20 protein-coding genes are annotated in these 18,242 nt (G+C 45.0%); 10 read left to right on the top strand and 10 right to left on the bottom strand.

Annotated features, from left to right (window positions below):
- Positions 1-23: 23 nt before the first annotated feature.
- Positions 24-818 carry a cytochrome C assembly family protein gene (locus QTN95_RS07130; protein WP_331416927.1) on the bottom strand — a complete coding sequence of 265 codons (795 nt, stop codon included), beginning with the start codon at positions 816-818 and terminating at the stop codon, positions 24-26.
- Positions 819-1,026: 208 nt separating this feature from the next.
- On the opposite strand from QTN95_RS07130, the gene ffh reads away from it, so the two are divergent.
- The 5 genes from ffh to rplS all read left to right on the top strand — a co-directional run bounded on the left by ffh (position 1,027) and on the right by rplS (position 4,609).
- Positions 1,027-2,415, top strand: a complete 1,389-nt coding sequence (gene ffh, locus QTN95_RS07125; RefSeq protein ID WP_269377480.1) for a signal recognition particle protein — start codon at positions 1,027-1,029, stop codon at positions 2,413-2,415.
- A 206-nt stretch (positions 2,416-2,621) separates the two neighbouring features.
- A complete protein-coding gene (rpsP, locus tag QTN95_RS07120; protein ID WP_004410028.1) occupies positions 2,622-2,870 on the top strand; it encodes a 30S ribosomal protein S16 in 249 nt (82 codons plus the stop codon).
- A gap of 26 nt (positions 2,871-2,896) precedes the next feature.
- Entirely contained in the window at positions 2,897-3,445 is a 549-nt protein-coding gene (gene rimM / locus QTN95_RS07115) for a ribosome maturation factor RimM (RefSeq protein WP_138971392.1), read from the top strand.
- Between the two features lie 25 nt (positions 3,446-3,470).
- Positions 3,471-4,211, top strand: coding sequence for a tRNA (guanosine(37)-N1)-methyltransferase TrmD (trmD, locus tag QTN95_RS07110; protein ID WP_138971391.1), 741 nt, complete (start codon positions 3,471-3,473; stop codon positions 4,209-4,211).
- A 44-nt stretch (positions 4,212-4,255) separates the two neighbouring features.
- A complete protein-coding gene (rplS, locus tag QTN95_RS07105) occupies positions 4,256-4,609 on the top strand; it encodes a 50S ribosomal protein L19 (RefSeq protein ID WP_138971390.1) in 354 nt (117 codons plus the stop codon).
- Positions 4,610-4,860: 251 nt separating this feature from the next.
- On the opposite strand, the gene yacG is transcribed toward rplS, so the two are convergent.
- The 8 genes from yacG to nadC form a co-directional block, all read right to left on the bottom strand.
- Positions 4,861-5,055 (bottom strand): DNA gyrase inhibitor YacG, encoded by a 195-nt coding sequence (gene yacG / locus QTN95_RS07100; protein WP_269377476.1) that lies wholly within the window; start codon positions 5,053-5,055, stop codon positions 4,861-4,863.
- 64 nt (positions 5,056-5,119) lie between these two features.
- Complete coding sequence (gene zapD, locus QTN95_RS07095) at positions 5,120-5,860, bottom strand: cell division protein ZapD (RefSeq protein WP_331416923.1); 741 nt, start codon at positions 5,858-5,860, stop codon at positions 5,120-5,122.
- Positions 5,861-5,894: 34 nt separating this feature from the next.
- Positions 5,895-6,503, bottom strand: a complete 609-nt coding sequence (coaE, locus tag QTN95_RS07090) for a dephospho-CoA kinase (protein ID WP_331416922.1) — start codon at positions 6,501-6,503, stop codon at positions 5,895-5,897.
- Between the two features lies 1 nt (position 6,504).
- Positions 6,505-7,374 carry a prepilin peptidase gene (locus QTN95_RS07085; protein WP_331416920.1) on the bottom strand — a complete coding sequence of 290 codons (870 nt, stop codon included), beginning with the start codon at positions 7,372-7,374 and terminating at the stop codon, positions 6,505-6,507.
- A gap of 43 nt (positions 7,375-7,417) precedes the next feature.
- The gene (locus QTN95_RS07080; protein WP_331416919.1) at positions 7,418-8,647 is read right to left on the bottom strand and encodes a type II secretion system F family protein; all 1,230 of its coding nucleotides are present in this window, start codon (positions 8,645-8,647) and stop codon (positions 7,418-7,420) included.
- 9 nt (positions 8,648-8,656) lie between these two features.
- Positions 8,657-10,348 carry a type IV-A pilus assembly ATPase PilB gene (gene pilB / locus QTN95_RS07075; RefSeq protein WP_331416918.1) on the bottom strand — a complete coding sequence of 564 codons (1,692 nt, stop codon included), beginning with the start codon at positions 10,346-10,348 and terminating at the stop codon, positions 8,657-8,659.
- Positions 10,348-10,794 (bottom strand): pilin, encoded by a 447-nt coding sequence (locus tag QTN95_RS07070; RefSeq protein ID WP_138971384.1) that lies wholly within the window; start codon positions 10,792-10,794, stop codon positions 10,348-10,350. The genes pilB and QTN95_RS07070 overlap by 1 nt, the downstream gene beginning before the upstream one ends.
- A gap of 199 nt (positions 10,795-10,993) precedes the next feature.
- Complete coding sequence (gene nadC, locus QTN95_RS07065; protein WP_331416917.1) at positions 10,994-11,881, bottom strand: carboxylating nicotinate-nucleotide diphosphorylase; 888 nt, start codon at positions 11,879-11,881, stop codon at positions 10,994-10,996.
- A 132-nt stretch (positions 11,882-12,013) separates the two neighbouring features.
- On the opposite strand from nadC, the gene ampD reads away from it, so the two are divergent.
- On the top strand, positions 12,014-12,568 hold the full coding sequence (ampD, locus tag QTN95_RS07060) for a 1,6-anhydro-N-acetylmuramyl-L-alanine amidase AmpD (protein ID WP_331416951.1): 555 nt from the start codon (positions 12,014-12,016) through the stop codon (positions 12,566-12,568).
- Positions 12,569-12,840: 272 nt separating this feature from the next.
- Here the strand turns inward: ampD and fldB are convergent, their stop codons facing one another.
- A complete protein-coding gene (fldB, locus tag QTN95_RS07055) occupies positions 12,841-13,362 on the bottom strand; it encodes a flavodoxin FldB (protein WP_331416915.1) in 522 nt (173 codons plus the stop codon).
- A gap of 164 nt (positions 13,363-13,526) precedes the next feature.
- Between fldB and xerD the strand changes: the two genes are divergently transcribed.
- The 4 genes from xerD to pdhR all read left to right on the top strand — a co-directional run bounded on the left by xerD (position 13,527) and on the right by pdhR (position 18,214).
- On the top strand, positions 13,527-14,423 hold the full coding sequence (xerD, locus tag QTN95_RS07050) for a site-specific tyrosine recombinase XerD (RefSeq protein WP_269377546.1): 897 nt from the start codon (positions 13,527-13,529) through the stop codon (positions 14,421-14,423).
- 40 nt (positions 14,424-14,463) lie between these two features.
- The gene (locus tag QTN95_RS07045; RefSeq protein WP_331416913.1) at positions 14,464-15,210 is read left to right on the top strand and encodes a thioredoxin fold domain-containing protein; all 747 of its coding nucleotides are present in this window, start codon (positions 14,464-14,466) and stop codon (positions 15,208-15,210) included.
- A gap of 39 nt (positions 15,211-15,249) precedes the next feature.
- Entirely contained in the window at positions 15,250-16,986 is a 1,737-nt protein-coding gene (recJ, locus tag QTN95_RS07040; protein WP_331416911.1) for a single-stranded-DNA-specific exonuclease RecJ, read from the top strand.
- A gap of 436 nt (positions 16,987-17,422) precedes the next feature.
- Positions 17,423-18,214, top strand: coding sequence for a pyruvate dehydrogenase complex transcriptional repressor PdhR (pdhR, locus tag QTN95_RS07035; RefSeq protein WP_138973121.1), 792 nt, complete (start codon positions 17,423-17,425; stop codon positions 18,212-18,214).
- Positions 18,215-18,242 lie beyond the last annotated feature (28 nt).

Genomic DNA, 18,242 nt, shown 5'->3' with positions numbered 1-18,242 from the left:
TCAGATGCACCTTTCTTAATCAACTAGTTCAAGATTATCTCGCGAACAAAGCGACTGCCAAAATAGGCAAGGGTCAGTAAGGTTGCGCCAGCGACGGCAAACCATGTGACTTTACGACCACGCCAACCTTTACGATAGTGGCCCCATAGAAGCACTGAGTAAACAATCCAAGCAATGAAGGAAAGAATGCCCTTGTGTGCTTTACCTTGTGCGAACATATCCTGCACGAAGACAAAACCGGTTAAAAGTGTTCCGGTGAGTAACAGGTTTCCGATCAAAATGATATTAAAGAGCTGTCTCTCCACCATGAGTAAAGGTGGCAGATTTGGATTAATCGCCAACGCTTTCTTCGCCTTTAATTTATGATCAAGCCAAGCTAATTGCAGAGCGTACAGTGCACCAATGGTCAAGGTTGAATAGGAGAACAAAGCGAACGAGATATGTATCAGCAGCTTTGGATCTTGTTCAAGATGAGTAATGAAGGTGCTCGGCAGAAAAGCGGCGGCAATAAGATTAATCGCAGCAAAGCTGTAGACGACTGGCAATAAAAACCACAGGCGAGTTTTGAGCATCGCTCCGCTCATCACCAGCGATACGATAAAACTGATTAGTGAGGCGACATTTAGAATACTAAGATTCTGCCCCGAACTACCTAAAATGAGATCGCTAAGCAGCCAAGCATGAAATGCCAACGCAACAAATGCACTGACAAAGACAGTTTTGACACGGATGCCTGTTTGGTGAACAAGGCCCGGGACTATAGTTGCAATCGCTAATAGATAGAGTATTGCAGCAACAACGGCGATTAGGTTGTCCATTATTCTCTATAAGCTGGTGGATTTTTAACAAATTATACCCTGCATCAACGGCTTGAGCTATGACTTATCTCGTTCATTTGCGTGACTTGAGAGGTCAAAACTCATCTAGGCAGTGTCAAGCATGGGTTGGCTAAGGTATACTCATAGTAATTTGTCGCCATTTTAAAGGGCGAAGCTCCTTGCAAACCGTCTAGGTAAAGAGACTAAGATGTTTGATAATTTAACGGATCGCTTATCCAAAACGCTGAAAAATATCAGCGGTAAAGGTCGCCTGACCGAAGATAATATTAAAGATACGTTGCGCGAAGTGCGAATGGCACTTCTTGAAGCGGACGTTGCATTGCCTGTTGTACGTGATTTTATTAAACGCGTTAAAGAAGCAGCCGTTGGTGTAGAAGTTTCGAAATCGCTCACTCCTGGCCAAGAGTTCATTAAGATTGTTCAAAATGAACTTGAAGGTGTCATGGGTGAGTCAAATGAAGCGCTAAACTTAGCGGCTCAACCACCTGCTGTTATCTTAATGGCAGGTTTGCAGGGTGCGGGTAAAACCACATCGGTAGGTAAACTTTCTAAGCTACTGACAGAAAGAGACAAGAAGAAAGTCTTGGTTGTCTCTGCCGACGTATACCGTCCAGCGGCAATTAAGCAGCTAGAAACCCTTGCTGCTGATGTTGGTGTTGATTTCTTCCCATCTTCTGCTGACCAGAAGCCGATTGACATTGCCAATGCTGCAATTGATCACGCAAAGAAAAAGTTCTACGACGTTCTTGTTGTCGATACTGCGGGTCGATTGGCGGTAGATGAGCTAATGATGGCGGAGATTAAAGACCTCCATTCTGCGATTAATCCTGTAGAAACCCTATTCGTTGTTGATGCAATGACGGGTCAAGACGCGGCGAATACGGCCAAAGCATTTGGTGATGCATTGCCTCTGACGGGTGTCATCCTGACAAAAGTTGATGGTGATGCTCGTGGCGGTGCGGCCCTTTCTGTTCGTCATATTACAGGTAAGCCAATCAAATTCTTAGGTGTCGGTGAAAAAACCGATGCACTAGAACCGTTCCATCCTGATCGTGTTGCTTCTCGTATTTTGGGTATGGGCGATGTACTGTCTTTGATTGAAGACCTACAGCGCAACGTAGATACAGAAAAGGCCGAAAAGCTCGCTAAGAAGTTTAAAGAGAAAAAAGGTTTTGATCTCGAAGACTTCCGTGAACAGTTAGGTCAAATGCAAAACATGGGCGGTATGATGGGAATGATGGATAAGTTGCCAGGTATGAGCAACTTACCAGACAACATCAAAGATAAAGTTGATGACAAGATGTTCAAACAGATGGAAGCGATCATCAACTCTATGACGATGAAAGAGCGTCAACGCCCAGAACTGATTAAAGGCTCACGTAAAAAGCGCATCGCAGCGGGTTCAGGTACTCAGGTACAAGACGTTAACCGCTTGCTGAAACAGTTCACCCAGATGCAGAAGATGATGAAGAAAATGCAAAAAGGTGGCATGAAAGGCATGATGCGTAACATGCAAGGCATGATGGGTGGCATGGGCGGAATGGGTGGCGGTGGCTTCAACCCATTTGGTCGCTAAACTTAGTCAGCAACAATATTTCAAGGTGTTAGCTGTGTTACAAACTTAGAACCCGTTTTATGTTGGTGAAAAAGTAGCTAAAGACCTTGCATTGCTCCGGAATAAGAGTAAAATTCCGGAGCTTTATTTTGGCACGAGCCCCAAACTATTTAGAGATAAATGGTTTCTGGGGTTAATTTTATTTTTGAGAAAGCAAAGAGGACGACATGGTAACCATTCGTTTGGCACGTCACGGCGCTAAAAAGCGTCCATTTTATCAAATCGTAGTAGCGGACAGCCGCAATGCAGCAACTGGCCGTTTCATCGAGAAAGTTGGTTTCTTCAACCCAACAGCTCAAGGTCAAGAAGAAGGTCTACGTCTAGACCTAGATCGCGTTAACCACTGGGTTGGTCAAGGCGCATCTCTATCTGACCGCGTAGCTAAGCTAGTTAAAGACGCTCAAAAAGCGGCTTAATTCTTTTTAGAAGTAGAAATTAGCTTATGTCGATGAAAGGTAAAGAAACAATGAGTGACGAAAAGATTGTTGTAGGCAAGTTTGGTGCTACTTACGGCATTCGTGGTTGGCTCAAGGTTTTTTCCTACACAGACAATACCGAAAGCATATTTGATTACACTCCTTGGTTTATCAAGCAAGGTGAAAAGTGGGTCGAGTACAAAGTAGAAAGCTGGAAGCGCCATAACAAAGGTTTGGTGGTAAAGCTGGAAGGTCTTGATGTACGTGAAGACGCGCAACTGATGACTAACTTTGAAATCTCTATTGACCCTGCTGTATTACCAGAATTGCCATCAGACGAGTTCTATTGGCGTGATTTGATTGGTATGCAAGTAGTAACCGATAAAGGTTACGATCTAGGCATTGTCTCTGACATGCTAGAAACTGGCTCCAACGATGTTTTGGTGATTAAAGCAAATCTAAAAGATGCTTTTGGGCAAAAGGAACGACTAATTCCGTTCCTTGAAGAGCAAGTGATCAAACATATTGATCGCGAAGCTCAACGGATCGAAGTTGACTGGGATCCTGGATTCTAACTCCAAGTAACGGAGCGATTGAACAATGTGGGTTGGCGTAATTAGCCTATTTCCTGAGATGTTCCGCAGCGTTACTGATTACGGAGTAACAGGTCAAGCGGTTAAAAAAGGTCTTTTGTCGATTGAGACATGGAATCCTCGTGATTTCACGCACGACAAACATCGCACTGTCGATGACAGACCTTATGGTGGTGGTCCTGGCATGCTTATGATGGTTCAGCCTTTGCGCGATGCTATCCACGCAGCCAAACAGGCATCACCAGGTAAGACGAAGGTAATCTACCTGTCACCTCAAGGTCGAAAACTTGACCAAAAAGGTGTCGAAGAGCTGGCAACAAACGAGAACTTGCTTCTGATTTGTGGTCGCTACGAAGGGGTAGATGAGCGTGTCATTCAATCTGAAGTCGACGAAGAATGGTCGATTGGTGATTTTGTGATGACGGGTGGTGAAATACCAGCCATGACGCTAATTGATTCAGTCTCTCGGTTTGTTCCGGGTGTGCTTGGAGATTTTGCGTCAGCGGAAGAAGACTCTTTCGCAAATGGTTTGTTAGATTGCCCTCACTATACGCGGCCTGAGGTTCTAGATGGTAAAGAAGTGCCAGCGGTACTCAAATCTGGAAACCATAGGGATATTCGTCGCTGGCGACTAAAACAGTCGTTAGGCCGCACTTGGTTAAGAAGACCAGAGCTCCTGGAAAACCTAGCTCTGACTGACGAACAGGAACAATTACTAGCCGAATTCATTTCTGAATCTCGAACTTAGTAACCTATTAAATTTAGTATCAGTTTATTCTAGGAATATTGAAAATGAGTAACATCATCAAAGCTCTTGAAGAAGAGCAAATGAAAAAAGACCTACCTAACTACGCACCTGGTGACACAGTTGTTGTTCAAGTTAAGGTAAAAGAAGGTGAGCGTGAGCGTCTACAGGCTTTCGAAGGCGTTGTAATCGCAATCCGTAACCGTGGTCTACACTCTGCATTCACAGTACGTAAGATTTCTAACGGTGAAGGTGTAGAGCGTACGTTCCAAACACACTCTCCAATGGTTGATAGCATTGAAGTTAAACGCCGCGGTGCAGTACGTCGTGCCAAACTGTACTACCTACGTGAGCGTTCTGGTAAGTCAGCTCGTATCAAAGAGAAACTTGCTAAGAAGTAATGCTATAACTAGCGTTCTCATATTAAACGGAGCCCATATGGCTCCGTTTTTTTATTTTAGGCACTATGCTGGTGGCATTTCACGATAGCGTCGGCGTCGGTACTCATTTACTGGCGTAAACTCCGTTCCTCCTTCTTGCTCTCGTAAAATTCTCCTGCGCATATCGCTATATAATATAGAAAGATAGGCAAGAAAAAAGCCGATGTTTTCACATCAGCTCTTCAATGTTTAGTATTTTCGCTACTCGCTACTTAATATTGGTCTTCCGACCAACCGTCAGCATCTGACATATCCGGTGCGCCGGGAATCGTATTTTCTTCGTCAGCCCACTCGCCAAAATCAATCATTTGGCACTGTTTACTGCAAAATGGACGGTAAGGGCTTTGCTCTCCCCAAATAACGTCGGTGCCACATTGAGGGCAGGGTACGGTAGTAATTTTTGACATGATGATTCTCTAAATACCCAAAAATAGTATTGAAGTAGTATAACGCGTTAACTAGTGATTGTGTTTAGCAACAAACGGCAAGTTGAAATTCAACGTTCGCGATGGAAGCTTGGCCTGTTTTGAATTCAATAAATTTAATCGCAAAACGGTTCTTATGGCCAGAAATCATAGGATAGACGCCGAAATGCATCGGTATTTCAAGGCGTAAGATATTGGCTTCGTCAGCGTCACTTTGGTAGAAACCAGAGTTGGCATGTATGGTTCTAAAATGGCCAGCTTCTCGGGTTAGTTTTAGCCACTGATTCAGTGCTTTTGCTAGGGGTTGAAGGGTACTCAACCACTGATGAGCATCAGTTTTTTTCTGCTCAAGTGGTAGGTGTAACCAATGATGGAGAGCCGGAAGATCAAAGCAGCATGAGCCGCCAGGAAGATTAAACCTTTGGCGTATGGCGCTAAGAAAGCGATCTTCTTTGAGACTTTGTCCAAAACGCTCGGCGGCCATCAGTTCACTGTGAACGCTATCAACTTCGTTCAGAACCTCTCGCAGCATCTCTTGATCGACGCCTTCGACATTTAACCAAGAACGGTAAGCGAGGCGCTGCTTTTCGATGTCTTTAGCCAACTCACTTTTCAACTGAATCTGTTCAAAGATTTCCAGTAAGTCAAACAGTGAACGGTAGAAGATCAGATGCTGCATATTATCGCTGAACTGAGCGGCAATATTTAGTTGGTTGAGTAAAGCCTCAACCCTCAAATATATACGGGTTTTCTCGTTCAGTGGATGTTCAAAATAATGCGTTGTCATTAATCGGCAGCTCTGGATTATTCATCCTTTATTCTCACAGATTTACCCTACATATTTCTAGAAACTTTTTATGTAATTCTGTGATTTGATACAAAATTTTTTGGTTTTTTGTATTATTTTTAATCACGTAATCGGCGATAGCGAGTCGCTGCTCGCGTGTCGCTTGAGAGGCGAGAATTGCTTTGGCTTGCTCGCTGCCTACGTGATCACGTTTAACCGTACGCTGAATTTGAGTTTCTGGGTCGACATCCACCACAATCACCTTATCAGCTAAGGTTTGCAGGTTGTTTTCTACCATCAATGGAATGACAAGCAGTGCGTATTCAGAGCGGACATTTTCAAGATCGTTTAGCATCTTATGTCTGATCATTGGATGGAGTAGGTTGTTAAGCCACTCCTTGTGAGTGGGATCGGCAAAGATAATTTCTCTCAGCTTAGCACGATTTAACGCACCATCTGATTGAATAACTTCAGATCCAAAATGTTGCGCAATCTGCTGTAATCCATCACTACCTGGCTCTACGACCTGACGAGCGACGATATCTGCATCAACAATTTCAATTCCAAATTCTTGGTGGAAAATATTTGCGACGGTTGTTTTTCCACTCGCGATGCCGCCAGTGAGTCCGATGACGAGTGTCATATTAAATTCCTAGAAAATTGCTCAGATACCAATCCAAAATGTCATTTCCCCACATCATACAAATCCAGCCTGCGATAGCTAGGTACGGGCCAAATGGAAATGCTTTGTCGATACCTTGTTGCTTCAGTCGGAGTTGGATTAAACCAAAAATGAGTCCTACGCCAGAAGATAGCAGTATAACCATTGGCAGATATTGCCATCCCAGCCAAGCCCCCAGCGCCGCAAGAAGTTTGAAGTCACCATACCCCATGCCTTCTTTGCCAGTTATCAATTTGAATAACCAATAAACAGACCATAAAGATAGGTAACCAGCTATCGCGCCTATAATTGAATCTTGCAGTGATACAGGGCTAATGTGGAGCAGAGAGAGTAGGATACCGGCCCAAGTCAAAGGTAGGGTGAGTTGATCGGGAAGCAGCATGGTATCGAGATCAATGAATGTGGCTGCAATCAGAACAAAGGTGAAGAAAATTAGGGCAATCGTGAAATAGCTGAAGCCAAGTTGATAGGCAACCAAGAATGAGAGCGCAGCACTGATCAGTTCTACCAATGGATAACGTGCGCTAATTTTCGCATGACATTGATGACATTGACCTTTGAGTATCAGCCAGCTGACGATAGGAATATTATCAACGAAACGAATCGGCGTTTGACACTTTGGGCAGCTCGAGCGTGGTACGCTCAGATTGTAAGTCCCCTGTGGTGGCTCGATATTGTACTCAGGAAAGCTTTCAGCACATTCATGACGCCATTCCCGTTCCATAATGAGCGGCAGGCGATGAATAACCACGTTGAGAAAGCTGCCAATGATCAGACCAAACACTGTCGCCAAAGTAGGGAAAAGCCAAGGATTGAAGTCAAAAATGTCCATATAGGAGTCAACTGTCCAATTTCACACATATATCCTGAGTATACTACCCTAAGACATTCATTAAGTTAAAGATTGGTAGGTACATTGCCACAACTAGCCCTCCGACTGTCGAGCCAAGGAAAATAATGATAAGTGGCTCTAGCGTTTTGCCAAGGGTGTCAATACTACTTTCTACGCTTGCCTCGTATATATCCGCTATTTTGTTGAGCATATCATCCAATTTTCCTGCTTCTTCACCAATCATGACCATTTGTAAAACCATCTCTGGAAATGCTTCACACTGTCTCATCGCGACATACATCGGCATACCCGATGCAGTGTTTGTCGTGACACGCTCCAGTGCTTTTTGATAGTAGAGATTTCCCGCTGTTCGCGCCGCCGTTTCCAAACATAAAAGAATAGGTAGGCCAGCGCTAAAGCTTGTCGCCATTGTGCGGCTAAATCTAGCGATGGCGGCTTGTCCTAGTACTTTGCCAAGGATAGGTGCAGCGAGTAGCCATTGATTCCATAGTAAGGTGAAGCGCGTAGAGCGCTTATTAACAGACTTGAAAGTCAGACAGATTAGAAAGAAGAGTAGCAAGATCACCCAGAGATAATCTTGGCTGAGCGAAGATATGTGCAGTACCTGCTTAGTTAACCAAGGAAGGTCGGCTCCGAAGCCAGCATATATAGATTCAAACTGAGGGATAACCAGTGTCAGCATTAAGTAACAGACGATTAGCGCGGTTAGCACTACCATGCTTGGGTATATTAATGCTTTAACCACATTGGATTTGAGTTGATCGGATTTTTCTCTATGGCTGGCCAATCGCTCAAATACGTCAGTGAGTTTGCCGGTCTGCTCTCCAGTTACCACTAAATCGCGATACATAGGATCAAAATGAACGCTGGTCATCCCCAGTGCCTGAGACAGAGGAACGCCGACTTCAATTGTTGCGGAAAGTTTCATGAGTATCGATTTCATTTCTCCTTTGTTCTGGTTCGTCGCGACCAATTTAAGGACTGAGATAATCGGCATGCCAGTGGAGAGCATAGTCGCGATTTGACGGGTCACAATCGTAATATCTTTCGCTTTTACTTGCTGAGTGAAGCGTTCGACCATGGATAATGGACGTACGGTTATTTGAATCTCGTTTATATGATTCAGCTTGAGTTCACGTCTTACCTCGAAGTCACTATAGGCAAAACTACGCCCCGTAACTTTTGACCCAGAGCGGGCGATGCCTTTCCAGATAAAGGCTTTTATTTGAGGTCGGTGTTTAAGCGTCATCATTTCCCCACGTTATAAATAGAGCACACGTTGAAGTTCTTGGTAGCTTGTAATTCCGCAGAGCAACTTTTCCACACCCGCTTGTTTCAGAGTCATCATGCCTTGTTCTCTGGCAAGGTTTTCAATTTCTTGACTGCTTCTCTCAGCACCGACCGCATTAAGTAAAGCCTCGTTGAATGCCATCAACTCATAGAGTCCTACTCTGCCGGAATAACCGTTGTTGCATTCACTGCATCCCTGCTCGTGAGCTTGGTAGAGAGTGGTGTCGTCTGGTAGTTCAAACTGTTTTCTTATAGACGCTGACGGATTGAGGCGTTGTTTGCAGTGAGGGCATAGACGGCGAGCGAGGCGTTGTGCAATCACCAGACTCAGCGATGAAGAAAGATTATAAGATTCAATCCCCATATTTTTTAATCGAGAAACGGCTTCGGAAGCGGAATTGGTATGAAGCGTGGTTAATACCAGATGGCCCGTTTGAGCGGCCTTAACGGCAATTTCTGCTGTCTCACGATCTCGTATTTCACCCACCATAATAATATCTGGGTCTTGGCGCAGAAATGCTCTAAGAGTCTTAGAAAAGTCGAGACCGATATGCGGTTGAATCTGAACTTGGTTAATACCCGTTAGGTTGATCTCTACCGGGTCTTCTGCTGTGGAGATATTAATCTGGGGGGTATTGAGAATTTTTAAGCCAGTATACAGGGAGGCACTTTTCCCGCTTCCTGTCGGTCCTGTAACCACAATGAGTCCTTGAGGTTTGTTGAGGGCTTGAAGATAGATCTGCTTTTGATGAGGCGTATATCCCAGTGAATCAAGGTCGAGGGTCGTAGAACGACTATCTAGCAGACGAACCACAATTTTTTCTCCCCATAATGTCGGTAAGCTAGACACTCGGATATCTATTGCTGCATGTTGGCTTAGCTTCAGTTTTATCCTGCCATCTTGCGGAAGCCGTCGCTCCGCAATATCGAGCTTGGCAAGTATTTTGAGTCGGGTGGTGAGTCGTCGGCTTAAATGATGAGGTGGCTGCTGACTTTCTACCAGTAGTCCATCACAACGCATACGGACACGATATGATTGTTCATAGGGCTCGAAATGAATATCTGAAGCGGTTTTCCTGACCGCATCTAAAAGGATCTGATTGATATAGCGACTTACAGGCGCGTCATCTTGGCTAAGATCTTCAACCGATGCCATTTCCTCCTGAGTAATGTCAACCAATGAAGCCAGTTCCTGCTCATTAATGTCTCGTCCAAAATTAGCGTGCAGAGTGACATCTGCTTTTCCATAAACGCGCCGTATAGCGCCTTGAAGTTGTTGGAAGTCGGCTAAGACGAGATCTATTTGAAATCCGGTAGCAAAACGAAACTCCTCTTCAATTTCACTATGTGTAATATCGGTGACGGCGACCGTTAGAACTTGTCCAATTTGCTCAATTGGTAACGCAGAAAATCGTGTGATGAGTTCCCTTAAGCCTAACGTGTTACACAACTTCGCATATTCAAATTGTTCGAGGTTGGTTTCTGGCTGCTCGAAAAGCTGGGAGAGCACTTTAGTTAGCTGGCCAGAGCTCAATAACTTCAATGATATCAAAGCTTCGGGTGCCGACTGACCAGAAGCTTTGATGTGATTAAGTAGTAAGGATTCTTGTTGGTGATTAAGAATACTTGCTTGTCTTAATATTGAAGGCAATGTGGTTAGCATTAGTTTTTAGGGCACCAGTTATCCGCAGTACCATCAATCGATGTGCATACAACACTCCATATCACTCCCCCAGAAGACACTTCAGGGATTAAGTCCACCATATCACCATTTTTTAACCTACCTTTTGTTTTTGAGGGATTGATTGACGCTCGCACCCTCTGTCGCCCGCTTGTTGCGTCGGTAATTGACGCGACTGAAAAGTCGCCAAGATCTTGTGCTAAAGGAACGTCGCCATTACCAGAGGTGCAATTGGGCTCCCCTCGGATGAGACAAATGGAAACCGCAGTCTTGATGGTCATGGATGCATTGAGCATTTCACTGGCATGAGCGCGGGTTACGTAGTTTTGATAACTGGGGATCGCTAATGTTGCAAGTACCGCCACAATCGCAACAACGACCATCAATTCGATTAAGGTAAAGCCTTTATTCTTTTGCTTCGTTGCCATCTTTCTCATCTCTAGTTTTTTTGGGGTGTGGCAAAAGAATACGAGGGAGAGAATGGATAAGGTATGTAGCAGTGAGTTGTTCTGGACAAGAAGAGAGCAAAATAATCCTTTTTTGCACATAAGTGTCAGAAGGATTTGACGTTGTGGGAAAAAATAGAGGCTTGAAGGCCTCTATTGTGATCAGTTAGTGCTGATGTTTTTATTTAAAGCGCATGGAAAGATCCATCGCCTTGATATGTTTAGTTAATGCTCCAACAGAGATGTAATCCACACCCGTTTCCGCGTACTCACGTAGAGTCTCTAAAGTGACGTTACCGGAGTTTTCTAGTGCGGCACGACCTGCATTAATTTTCACGGCTTCGCGCATCATATCGGTTGTGAAATTATCCAACATAATGATGTCTGCACCTGCTTCAATCGCTTCTTGTAGCTCAGCAATACTTTCTGTTTCAACCTCGACAGGTTTACCTGGATTTAGCTCTTTAGCCGTTTTGATTGTTTGCGTGATACCACCATTAGCGATGATGTGGTTCTCTTTAATCAAGTAGGCGTCGAAAACTCCGATGCGGTGGTTGAAGCCACCACCACAAGCTACCGCATATTTTAGTGCGCTGCGTAGACCTGGAATGGTTTTGCGGGTATCAAGTAAACGACAGCCAGTACCTTCCAGCTTTTCAGCATATTGAGCGGTGGTAGTTGCACAGCCAGAAAGTGTTTGGATGAAATTCATCGCGTTACGTTCACCTGTAAGTAGCGCGCGAGAAGGACCTGAAAGAGTACAAAGAACCTGATTTGGCTCTACTTTGTCACCATCTTCGACATTCCATTCGATGGTGACTTCGCCACCTAGCTGCTTAAACACTTCATCAGCCCAAGCTTTGCCACAGAAGACACCGTGTTCGCGGGTGATAATGGTTGCTTCGTTGTGGGCATCTGCGGGAATTAGACTTGCGGTAATATCAGCAGCAGGGTCAAGTGTGCCACCAAGATCTTCTTTGATGGTATCCGCGACTGCTCGGGAGATCTCTAGGGGAAGTTGTTGTTTCAAATATTCGAGACGTTCTTGGCTATTGTGTGTGTTTTTCATCGCAAATCTAATACGCAGTTGGACAAGAGGTGGGCATGATACGCTGACTGAGAGTGAAATTCAGCCATTAATCTCGCATTTCATGGCCAAACAGATAAAATCGTGAGGACTGATAATATGACGAGCAGCAAAATGATTGATGAGCAGGGTTGGTACAGTAAAGCGCGACGAGTTGAATCTCCATTCTTCGATCAAAGAAGCGAGCCACAAGACATCTCTTTGCTGGTGGTACATAACATCAGCCTCCCGCCTGGGCAGTTCGGTGGTCCTTATATTGAGCAGTTTTTTACTGGCAAGTTGGATCCTGAGCAGCACCCATTCTTTAAGGTCATCCATCAAATGGGGGTTTCGGCGCACTGCTTAATTCGTCGTGATGGTGAGGTCGTACAGTTTGTTCCATTTACAGCTAGAGCTTGGCATGCGGGAAAGTCGAGCTTTGCTGGGCGTGAAAAGTGTAACGATTATTCGATAGGCATTGAGCTAGAAGGCAGTGACTTTGTCGCCTACACCGATGCGCAATATCAAGCATTGACTGAACTAACTCAGCAGATTCAGCACGAGTATCCTTTAATCACACTTCCGCGCATCACAGGACATCAGTATATAGCGCCACTGCGTAAGACAGACCCTGGGCTAGTGTTTGATTGGGCTAGGTTTAGGAACGGACTGCGCTCTATAGATAGCTAGAGCGCAGCGCTTAGAGAGTCGAGAACGGACTTCGTCCTGCGAGAATTTAGAGCGGGCTTCGCCTTTCGAGAGGCGGTTATTGAGCGTGAACCTCCGTTTACGGACATTGTTGTTTATTTTACTTAAAAGAAAAGGGTTGACGCAGTGTGCCAACCCTTCAAGCTTTTCTCGACGCTCGACGCTCGACGCTCGACGCTCGACGCTCGACGCTCGACGCTCGACGCTCGACGCTCGACGCTCGACGCTCGACGCTCGACGCTCGACGCTCGACGCTACAGCGTCTCTTGATATTCAACCAGAATTTGCTCAACCCAAGTAGCGATACGTTCATCACTTAACTCATATTGTGAGTCTTCATCTAGTGCAAGGCCGACAAAATGGCTTTTGTCTTCAGTGAGAGCTTTCGAAGCTTCAAACTGATAGTTTTCATCGTTTGGCCAATATCCAACGACGTTAGCCCCCGCTTTTTTCACTTCATCGTGCAGAAAGCCCATGGCATCTAAATACCATTCGCCGTAACCTTCTTGATCGCCCAGACCAAACAGAGCAACGGTTTTTCCTGTCAGTGGCAGGCTCTCTATTTGATCCCAAAGTTCGTTCCAGTCTTCTTGGATCTCGCCAAAATCCCATGTTGAAATCCCCAAAATCAGAAAATCATAGTCAGCCATTAAAGACAGAGGCGCTTGTTTAACATTGTGAATATCAATAAGGTCTTCACCAATAATGGCACGGATCTTCTCTGCTGCCATTTCGGTATAACAAGTGGTTGAGCCGTAAAATAGACCGATTTTCATAGTATTCTTTTCTGTATTGGAGAATTGATGGTGAATTCTAAACACAAAATGGCGAGCTTTGCAGCGAATATCCGTCGGTAGGATGAATTTTTATAGCTTTATTACTCTTAGGAACTTACATTTGAGCGCATAACGAAATAAAGAGGTTTGCTGTGTCTGAACAAATGTCACCTGATCAAGGAATAGTTGAGCAGTTTTTAGATTCAATGTGGATGGAGAGAGGGTTGTCAGAAAACACTTTAGATTCATACCGTAATGATCTGGTAAAACTATTGAAGTGGATGGCAGCAAACAACTATCGTCTCGATTTTATCAGCCTCTCTGGACTTCAAGACTATCAGTCTTGGCTTGCTGACTCAGGCTATAAACAAACCTCGCGAGCAAGAATGCTATCAGCGATTCGTCGTCTTTTTCAGTATCTACACAGAGAAAAAATTCGCGGTGATGATCCCAGTGCACTACTCATCAGTCCCAAACTGCCAAAACGACTACCCAAAGACTTAAGTGAAGAACAAGTTGAAGCACTTCTCAATGCGCCAGATCCCAATGATGCAATGGAGTTACGTGACAAAGCGATGCTTGAGTTATTGTACGCTACTGGATTGCGTGTCACTGAACTCGTCAGTCTGACAATGGAAAACATCAGTCTGCGACAAGGGGTGGTAAGAATCACAGGTAAAGGTGGCAAGGAACGTTTAGTTCCGCTGGGTGAAAATGCTATCGAGTGGATTGAAACTTTTTTGCAGCAAGGTAGGTCTGAATTACTTGGAGAAACAACTTCGGATGTCGTTTTCCCGAGTAAGCGAGCTCGTCAAATGACGCGCCAGACATTTTGGCATCGAATCAAACACTATGCTGTGTTAGCCGGGATTGATACTGAGCAGCTTTCTCCCCATGTTTTACGACATGCTTTTGCGACACATTTGCTCAACTATGGAGCTGATCTGCGTGTCGTGCAGATGCTATTGGGGCATAGTGACTTGTCGACAACACAAATTTATACTCATGTAGCGACGGAGCGATTGAAGCAGCTGCATAGTGAACACCACCCAAGAGCATAGTGTCTCTTGGCTATAACATGATTGATTTAAGGTGAATTGAATGAGCGTATTACGCCGAATGACGTTACTGACATTACCATTTATTTTGGCTACTCAGACCGTTTCTGCCGCTGAAGTTAAGTTTGACAAGGAACTGCTTGAGCAGCGTTTTGCCAAGCTTGGTCTTGAAGTCAAAGATGTGGTTCCTGCTGAAGTTGAAGGTTTGGTTGAAGTTCAAACCAGTGGTGGTGTTTTATTTGCAACGCCATCGGGTGATTACTTTTTAGCGGGTACCTTGTATAAGCTGGATGTAGAAGGTCAATATGAAGATGTTCTTGCTAAGCGTCAGGCGCCCCTAAATGCGGCGAAGATTGAAGCATTCAAAGACAGTATGATTGAGTTCAAGGCGGATAACGAGAAGTATGTTGTAACCGTATTTACTGATATTACTTGTGGTTACTGTGTTCGCCTACACAACCAGATGAAGGGTTACAACGAACTTGGTATTACTGTTCGCTACATGGCATACCCTCGCCAAGGTGCGACGGGTTCTGTTGCTGATCAAATGGCGGCAATCTGGGGCGCAAAAGATCCTCAGTCAGCGATGCATAACGGAAAAGTGAATCGTGAGTTTCCTGAGCAAGGCGAGGACTATGCGAAATACCAGCAAATCATCAAGCAGCACTTTGCACTGGGACGTGAGTTAGGTATTAGCGGTACACCAGCGATTTTCCTTCCAAATGGTGAAATGGTCGGTGGGTATCTTCCTCCTGCACAGTTACTCCAACGTCTTCAACAAACTCAATGATTTGAAAAGAGCCTCTAATTAGAGGCTCTAATATTTATTATGATAGAAATTCAACGCAGACCTGAAGCTGATTTAAGTTTACTTCCTGACTCCATCGCTCCTTTACTGAAGCGCATATACATATCCCGTGGAATCCGTAGCATCGAACAGTTGGAAACCACCGCCCGCGGATTACATTCGTATCAAAAGTTACATGGGATAGATAAAGCGGTTGAGTTGCTGTTTAACGCATTGCAAGCCAACAAACGCATCATTGTTGTTGGTGATTTTGATGCCGATGGCGCTACCAGTTCCGCGTTATCTGTACTGGCGTTGCGTATGCTTGGCTCAAGCAATGTTGATTACTTGGTACCAAACCGGTTTGAAGATGGCTACGGCCTCAGCCCTGAAGTGGTCGACCAAGCGATTGAGCTTGGTGCAGAGGTCATCATGACGGTCGATAACGGCGTATCATCGATTGAAGGTGTTCGCTATGCGAAGCAACAAGGTCTACAGGTGCTCGTCACAGACCACCATCTTCCGGGTCATCAATTGCCTGAGGTTGACGCAATGGTCAATCCCAATTTGCAGGAATGCGCTTTTCCCTCTAAAGCTTTGGCGGGCGTTGGTGTTGCCTTCTACTTGATGATGGCGCTGTGTGTACATATGCGCAAAAATGGTTGGTTTACCCAACAAGGAATGGCTGAACCGAAGCTGATGGAACTGATTGATTTAGTGGCATTAGGCACGGTTGCCGATGTGGTGCCACTGGATGAAAATAACCGAATCTTAGTTCATCAAGGTTTGCAGCGGATTCGTGCAGGTAAAGCGCGACCAGGTATTCAAGCCTTAATCGAGGTAGCCAAGCGTGATGCTCGTCGGCTGGTTGCGTCTGACTTCGGTTTTGCTCTAGGGCCGCGCATCAATGCCGCTGGACGTTTGGATGACATGTCGTTTGGCGTTGAGTTGCTGTTGAGTAACAATATTCATGCTGCTCGTCGTATGGCGAGTGAACTGGATGGTCTGAATCAGACACGAAAAGAGATCGAAGAAGGCATGAAACAGGAAGCGATGGCTTTCTGTGAGCGTCTGCAATTCGGTGAAACTGATATGCCACATGGTTTGGTGTTGTTTCAAAGAGACTGGCATCAGGGCGTGATCGGTATTCTGGCTTCACGTATCAAAGAGAAGTTTCACCGTCCGGTCATCGCGTTTGCTGATGGAGGGGAGGGGACGATTAAGGGATCTTGTCGCTCAATTCCCGGTTTGCACATGAGAGATGTATTGGATCGCATTGATACCCAGAATCCTGGAATGATCATTAAGTTTGGCGGCCATGCAATGGCGGCAGGTTTGACCATCGAGGAAAAAAACTTTGCACGTTTCTCTCAGTTATTCGATGAGGCGGTAAAACAGGACTTAGATGATGCAGCGCTCAAAGGTGTGATTTTATCCGATGGCGAATTGGCGCCAGAGGAGTTCTCAATGCATATTGCTGAAATGCTGCGCTCAGGTGGTCCTTGGGGGCAGGCGTTTCCCGAGCCTGTTTTTGATGGAGAGTTTAAAGTTTTGCATCAAAAGCTGGTGGGGGAAAAACACCTCAAACTAATGCTCGAGCCTTTGCACAAAGGCCATCCGACCAACATTCTGATCGATGGTATTGCCTTTAATGTCGACTTACGTCGTTGGCCTGATGCATCAGTTAAAACGGTTCGCTTAGCTTATAAGCTCGATATCAATGAGTTTCGTGGTAATCAGTCGCTGCAGTTGATGATAGATCATATCGAGGCGAAGTAGGGCGAGAGCGGACTACGCCCTTCGAGACCGGACTTCGTCCTCCGAGAGGTGAGCGCTTCAACTGCTTAGTACGCTTCTCGCTTCTCGCTTCTCGCTTCTCGCTTCTCGCTTCTCGCTTCTCGCTTCTCGCTTCTCGCTTCTCGCTTCTCACTTCTCGCTTTCTTTTCCCGACACATCCCATTCATATTCTTTTAAAACTAAAAAGATAAACCGTGCCCCCTAGCACGTTACATGCCCATCTGTTTATAAATTGTAATTGGTCTGACCAATTTAATTGCTGTTTTAATCAGCTATTGTTATCAAAGTGTTGATGTAAGGACTGTTCTATGATTTGGGTCAATTTTTGACTGGAACTTGCGTTTTAATTATGTTAATTTTCCTGCCAACTTGAAATTGGTAATACCAATTGACTGCAAAGAGTAGAAGAAAAACAACTATGGCTTATCAAAGGATTCGTCAGCCAAAACTTTCTGATGTCATTGAACAAGAATTGGAAAGGCTGATAGTGGAAGGAACATTGTCTCCGGGGCAGCAGTTGCCACCAGAGCGTGAGTTAGCGAAGCAGTTCGATGTCTCACGTCCTTCAATCCGTGAAGCGATACAACGCCTAGAAGCCAAGCGTCTTCTTACTCGTCGTCAGGGCGGCGGCACATTTGTTAGTGAGAGTATTTGGACAAGCTTTTCTGATCCTCTGCTAAATTTATTGTCTAGCCACTCTGAAACTCAGCTGGACTTACTGGAAACTCGCCATGCGATGGAAGGTATTGCGGCTTACTTTGCAGCAGTTCGTGGAACCGAGGAAGACTTTGCGCGTATTCAGGCTTGCCTGAAAAACATCAGCGAAGAGCAAACGAAGAAAAATGTCGAAGCGGAAGCTGTAGCTGTTATGCAGTTTTTGATTGCTTTAACGGAAGCAGCACACAACGTAGTGTTGCTGCATATTGTTCGTAGTTTGGCTCCTTTGCTTGAGCAAAACGTCTTACAGAATTTAAAGCTCTTACATCGCCGCGATGAAGTGGTCGAGAAAGTAAGTAAACACCGAGCTAATATTGTGGATGCGATTGTTTCGGGTCAGCCGGAAAAGGCACGTGAAATGTCACACTCACACTTAGCTTATATCGAAGAAACATTGTTGGATTTGACTCGTGAAGAGTCACGCAGAGAGCGCTCTTTGCGTCGAATTCAGCAAGGTAACGATTCTTTAAACAAGAAACGGTTACTTAAATAAGTAGATCCAACCAATAGAAGGATAGATC

It is taken from the genome of Vibrio sp. M260112 (assembly GCF_036533775.1).
Taxonomy (GTDB): Bacteria; Pseudomonadota; Gammaproteobacteria; order Enterobacterales; family Vibrionaceae; genus Vibrio.
Note: the sequence above shows the minus strand (reverse complement) of the source record. Positions and strands in the feature narration are given on the sequence as shown.

Excerpts from the sequence above, each read along its gene's own strand:
- QTN95_RS07130 (WP_331416927.1), bottom strand. The coding sequence starts at position 818 with ATGGACAACCTAATCGCCGTTGTTGCTGCAATACTCTATCTATTAGCG.
- ffh (WP_269377480.1), top strand. The coding sequence starts at position 1,027 with ATGTTTGATAATTTAACGGATCGCTTATCCAAAACGCTGAAAAATATC.
- rpsP (WP_004410028.1), top strand. The coding sequence starts at position 2,622 with ATGGTAACCATTCGTTTGGCACGTCACGGCGCTAAAAAGCGTCCATTT.
- rimM (WP_138971392.1), top strand. The coding sequence starts at position 2,897 with ATGTCGATGAAAGGTAAAGAAACAATGAGTGACGAAAAGATTGTTGTA.
- trmD (WP_138971391.1), top strand. The coding sequence starts at position 3,471 with ATGTGGGTTGGCGTAATTAGCCTATTTCCTGAGATGTTCCGCAGCGTT.
- rplS (WP_138971390.1), top strand. The coding sequence starts at position 4,256 with ATGAGTAACATCATCAAAGCTCTTGAAGAAGAGCAAATGAAAAAAGAC.
- yacG (WP_269377476.1), bottom strand. The coding sequence starts at position 5,055 with ATGTCAAAAATTACTACCGTACCCTGCCCTCAATGTGGCACCGACGTT.
- zapD (WP_331416923.1), bottom strand. The coding sequence starts at position 5,860 with ATGACAACGCATTATTTTGAACATCCACTGAACGAGAAAACCCGTATA.
- coaE (WP_331416922.1), bottom strand. The coding sequence starts at position 6,503 with ATGACACTCGTCATCGGACTCACTGGCGGCATCGCGAGTGGAAAAACA.
- QTN95_RS07085 (WP_331416920.1), bottom strand. The coding sequence starts at position 7,374 with ATGGACATTTTTGACTTCAATCCTTGGCTTTTCCCTACTTTGGCGACA.
- QTN95_RS07080 (WP_331416919.1), bottom strand. The coding sequence starts at position 8,647 with ATGATGACGCTTAAACACCGACCTCAAATAAAAGCCTTTATCTGGAAA.
- pilB (WP_331416918.1), bottom strand. The coding sequence starts at position 10,348 with ATGCTAACCACATTGCCTTCAATATTAAGACAAGCAAGTATTCTTAAT.
- QTN95_RS07070 (WP_138971384.1), bottom strand. The coding sequence starts at position 10,794 with ATGGCAACGAAGCAAAAGAATAAAGGCTTTACCTTAATCGAATTGATG.
- nadC (WP_331416917.1), bottom strand. The coding sequence starts at position 11,881 with ATGAAAAACACACACAATAGCCAAGAACGTCTCGAATATTTGAAACAA.
- ampD (WP_331416951.1), top strand. The coding sequence starts at position 12,014 with ATGATTGATGAGCAGGGTTGGTACAGTAAAGCGCGACGAGTTGAATCT.
- fldB (WP_331416915.1), bottom strand. The coding sequence starts at position 13,362 with ATGAAAATCGGTCTATTTTACGGCTCAACCACTTGTTATACCGAAATG.
- xerD (WP_269377546.1), top strand. The coding sequence starts at position 13,527 with ATGTCACCTGATCAAGGAATAGTTGAGCAGTTTTTAGATTCAATGTGG.
- QTN95_RS07045 (WP_331416913.1), top strand. The coding sequence starts at position 14,464 with ATGAGCGTATTACGCCGAATGACGTTACTGACATTACCATTTATTTTG.
- recJ (WP_331416911.1), top strand. The coding sequence starts at position 15,250 with ATGATAGAAATTCAACGCAGACCTGAAGCTGATTTAAGTTTACTTCCT.
- pdhR (WP_138973121.1), top strand. The coding sequence starts at position 17,423 with ATGGCTTATCAAAGGATTCGTCAGCCAAAACTTTCTGATGTCATTGAA.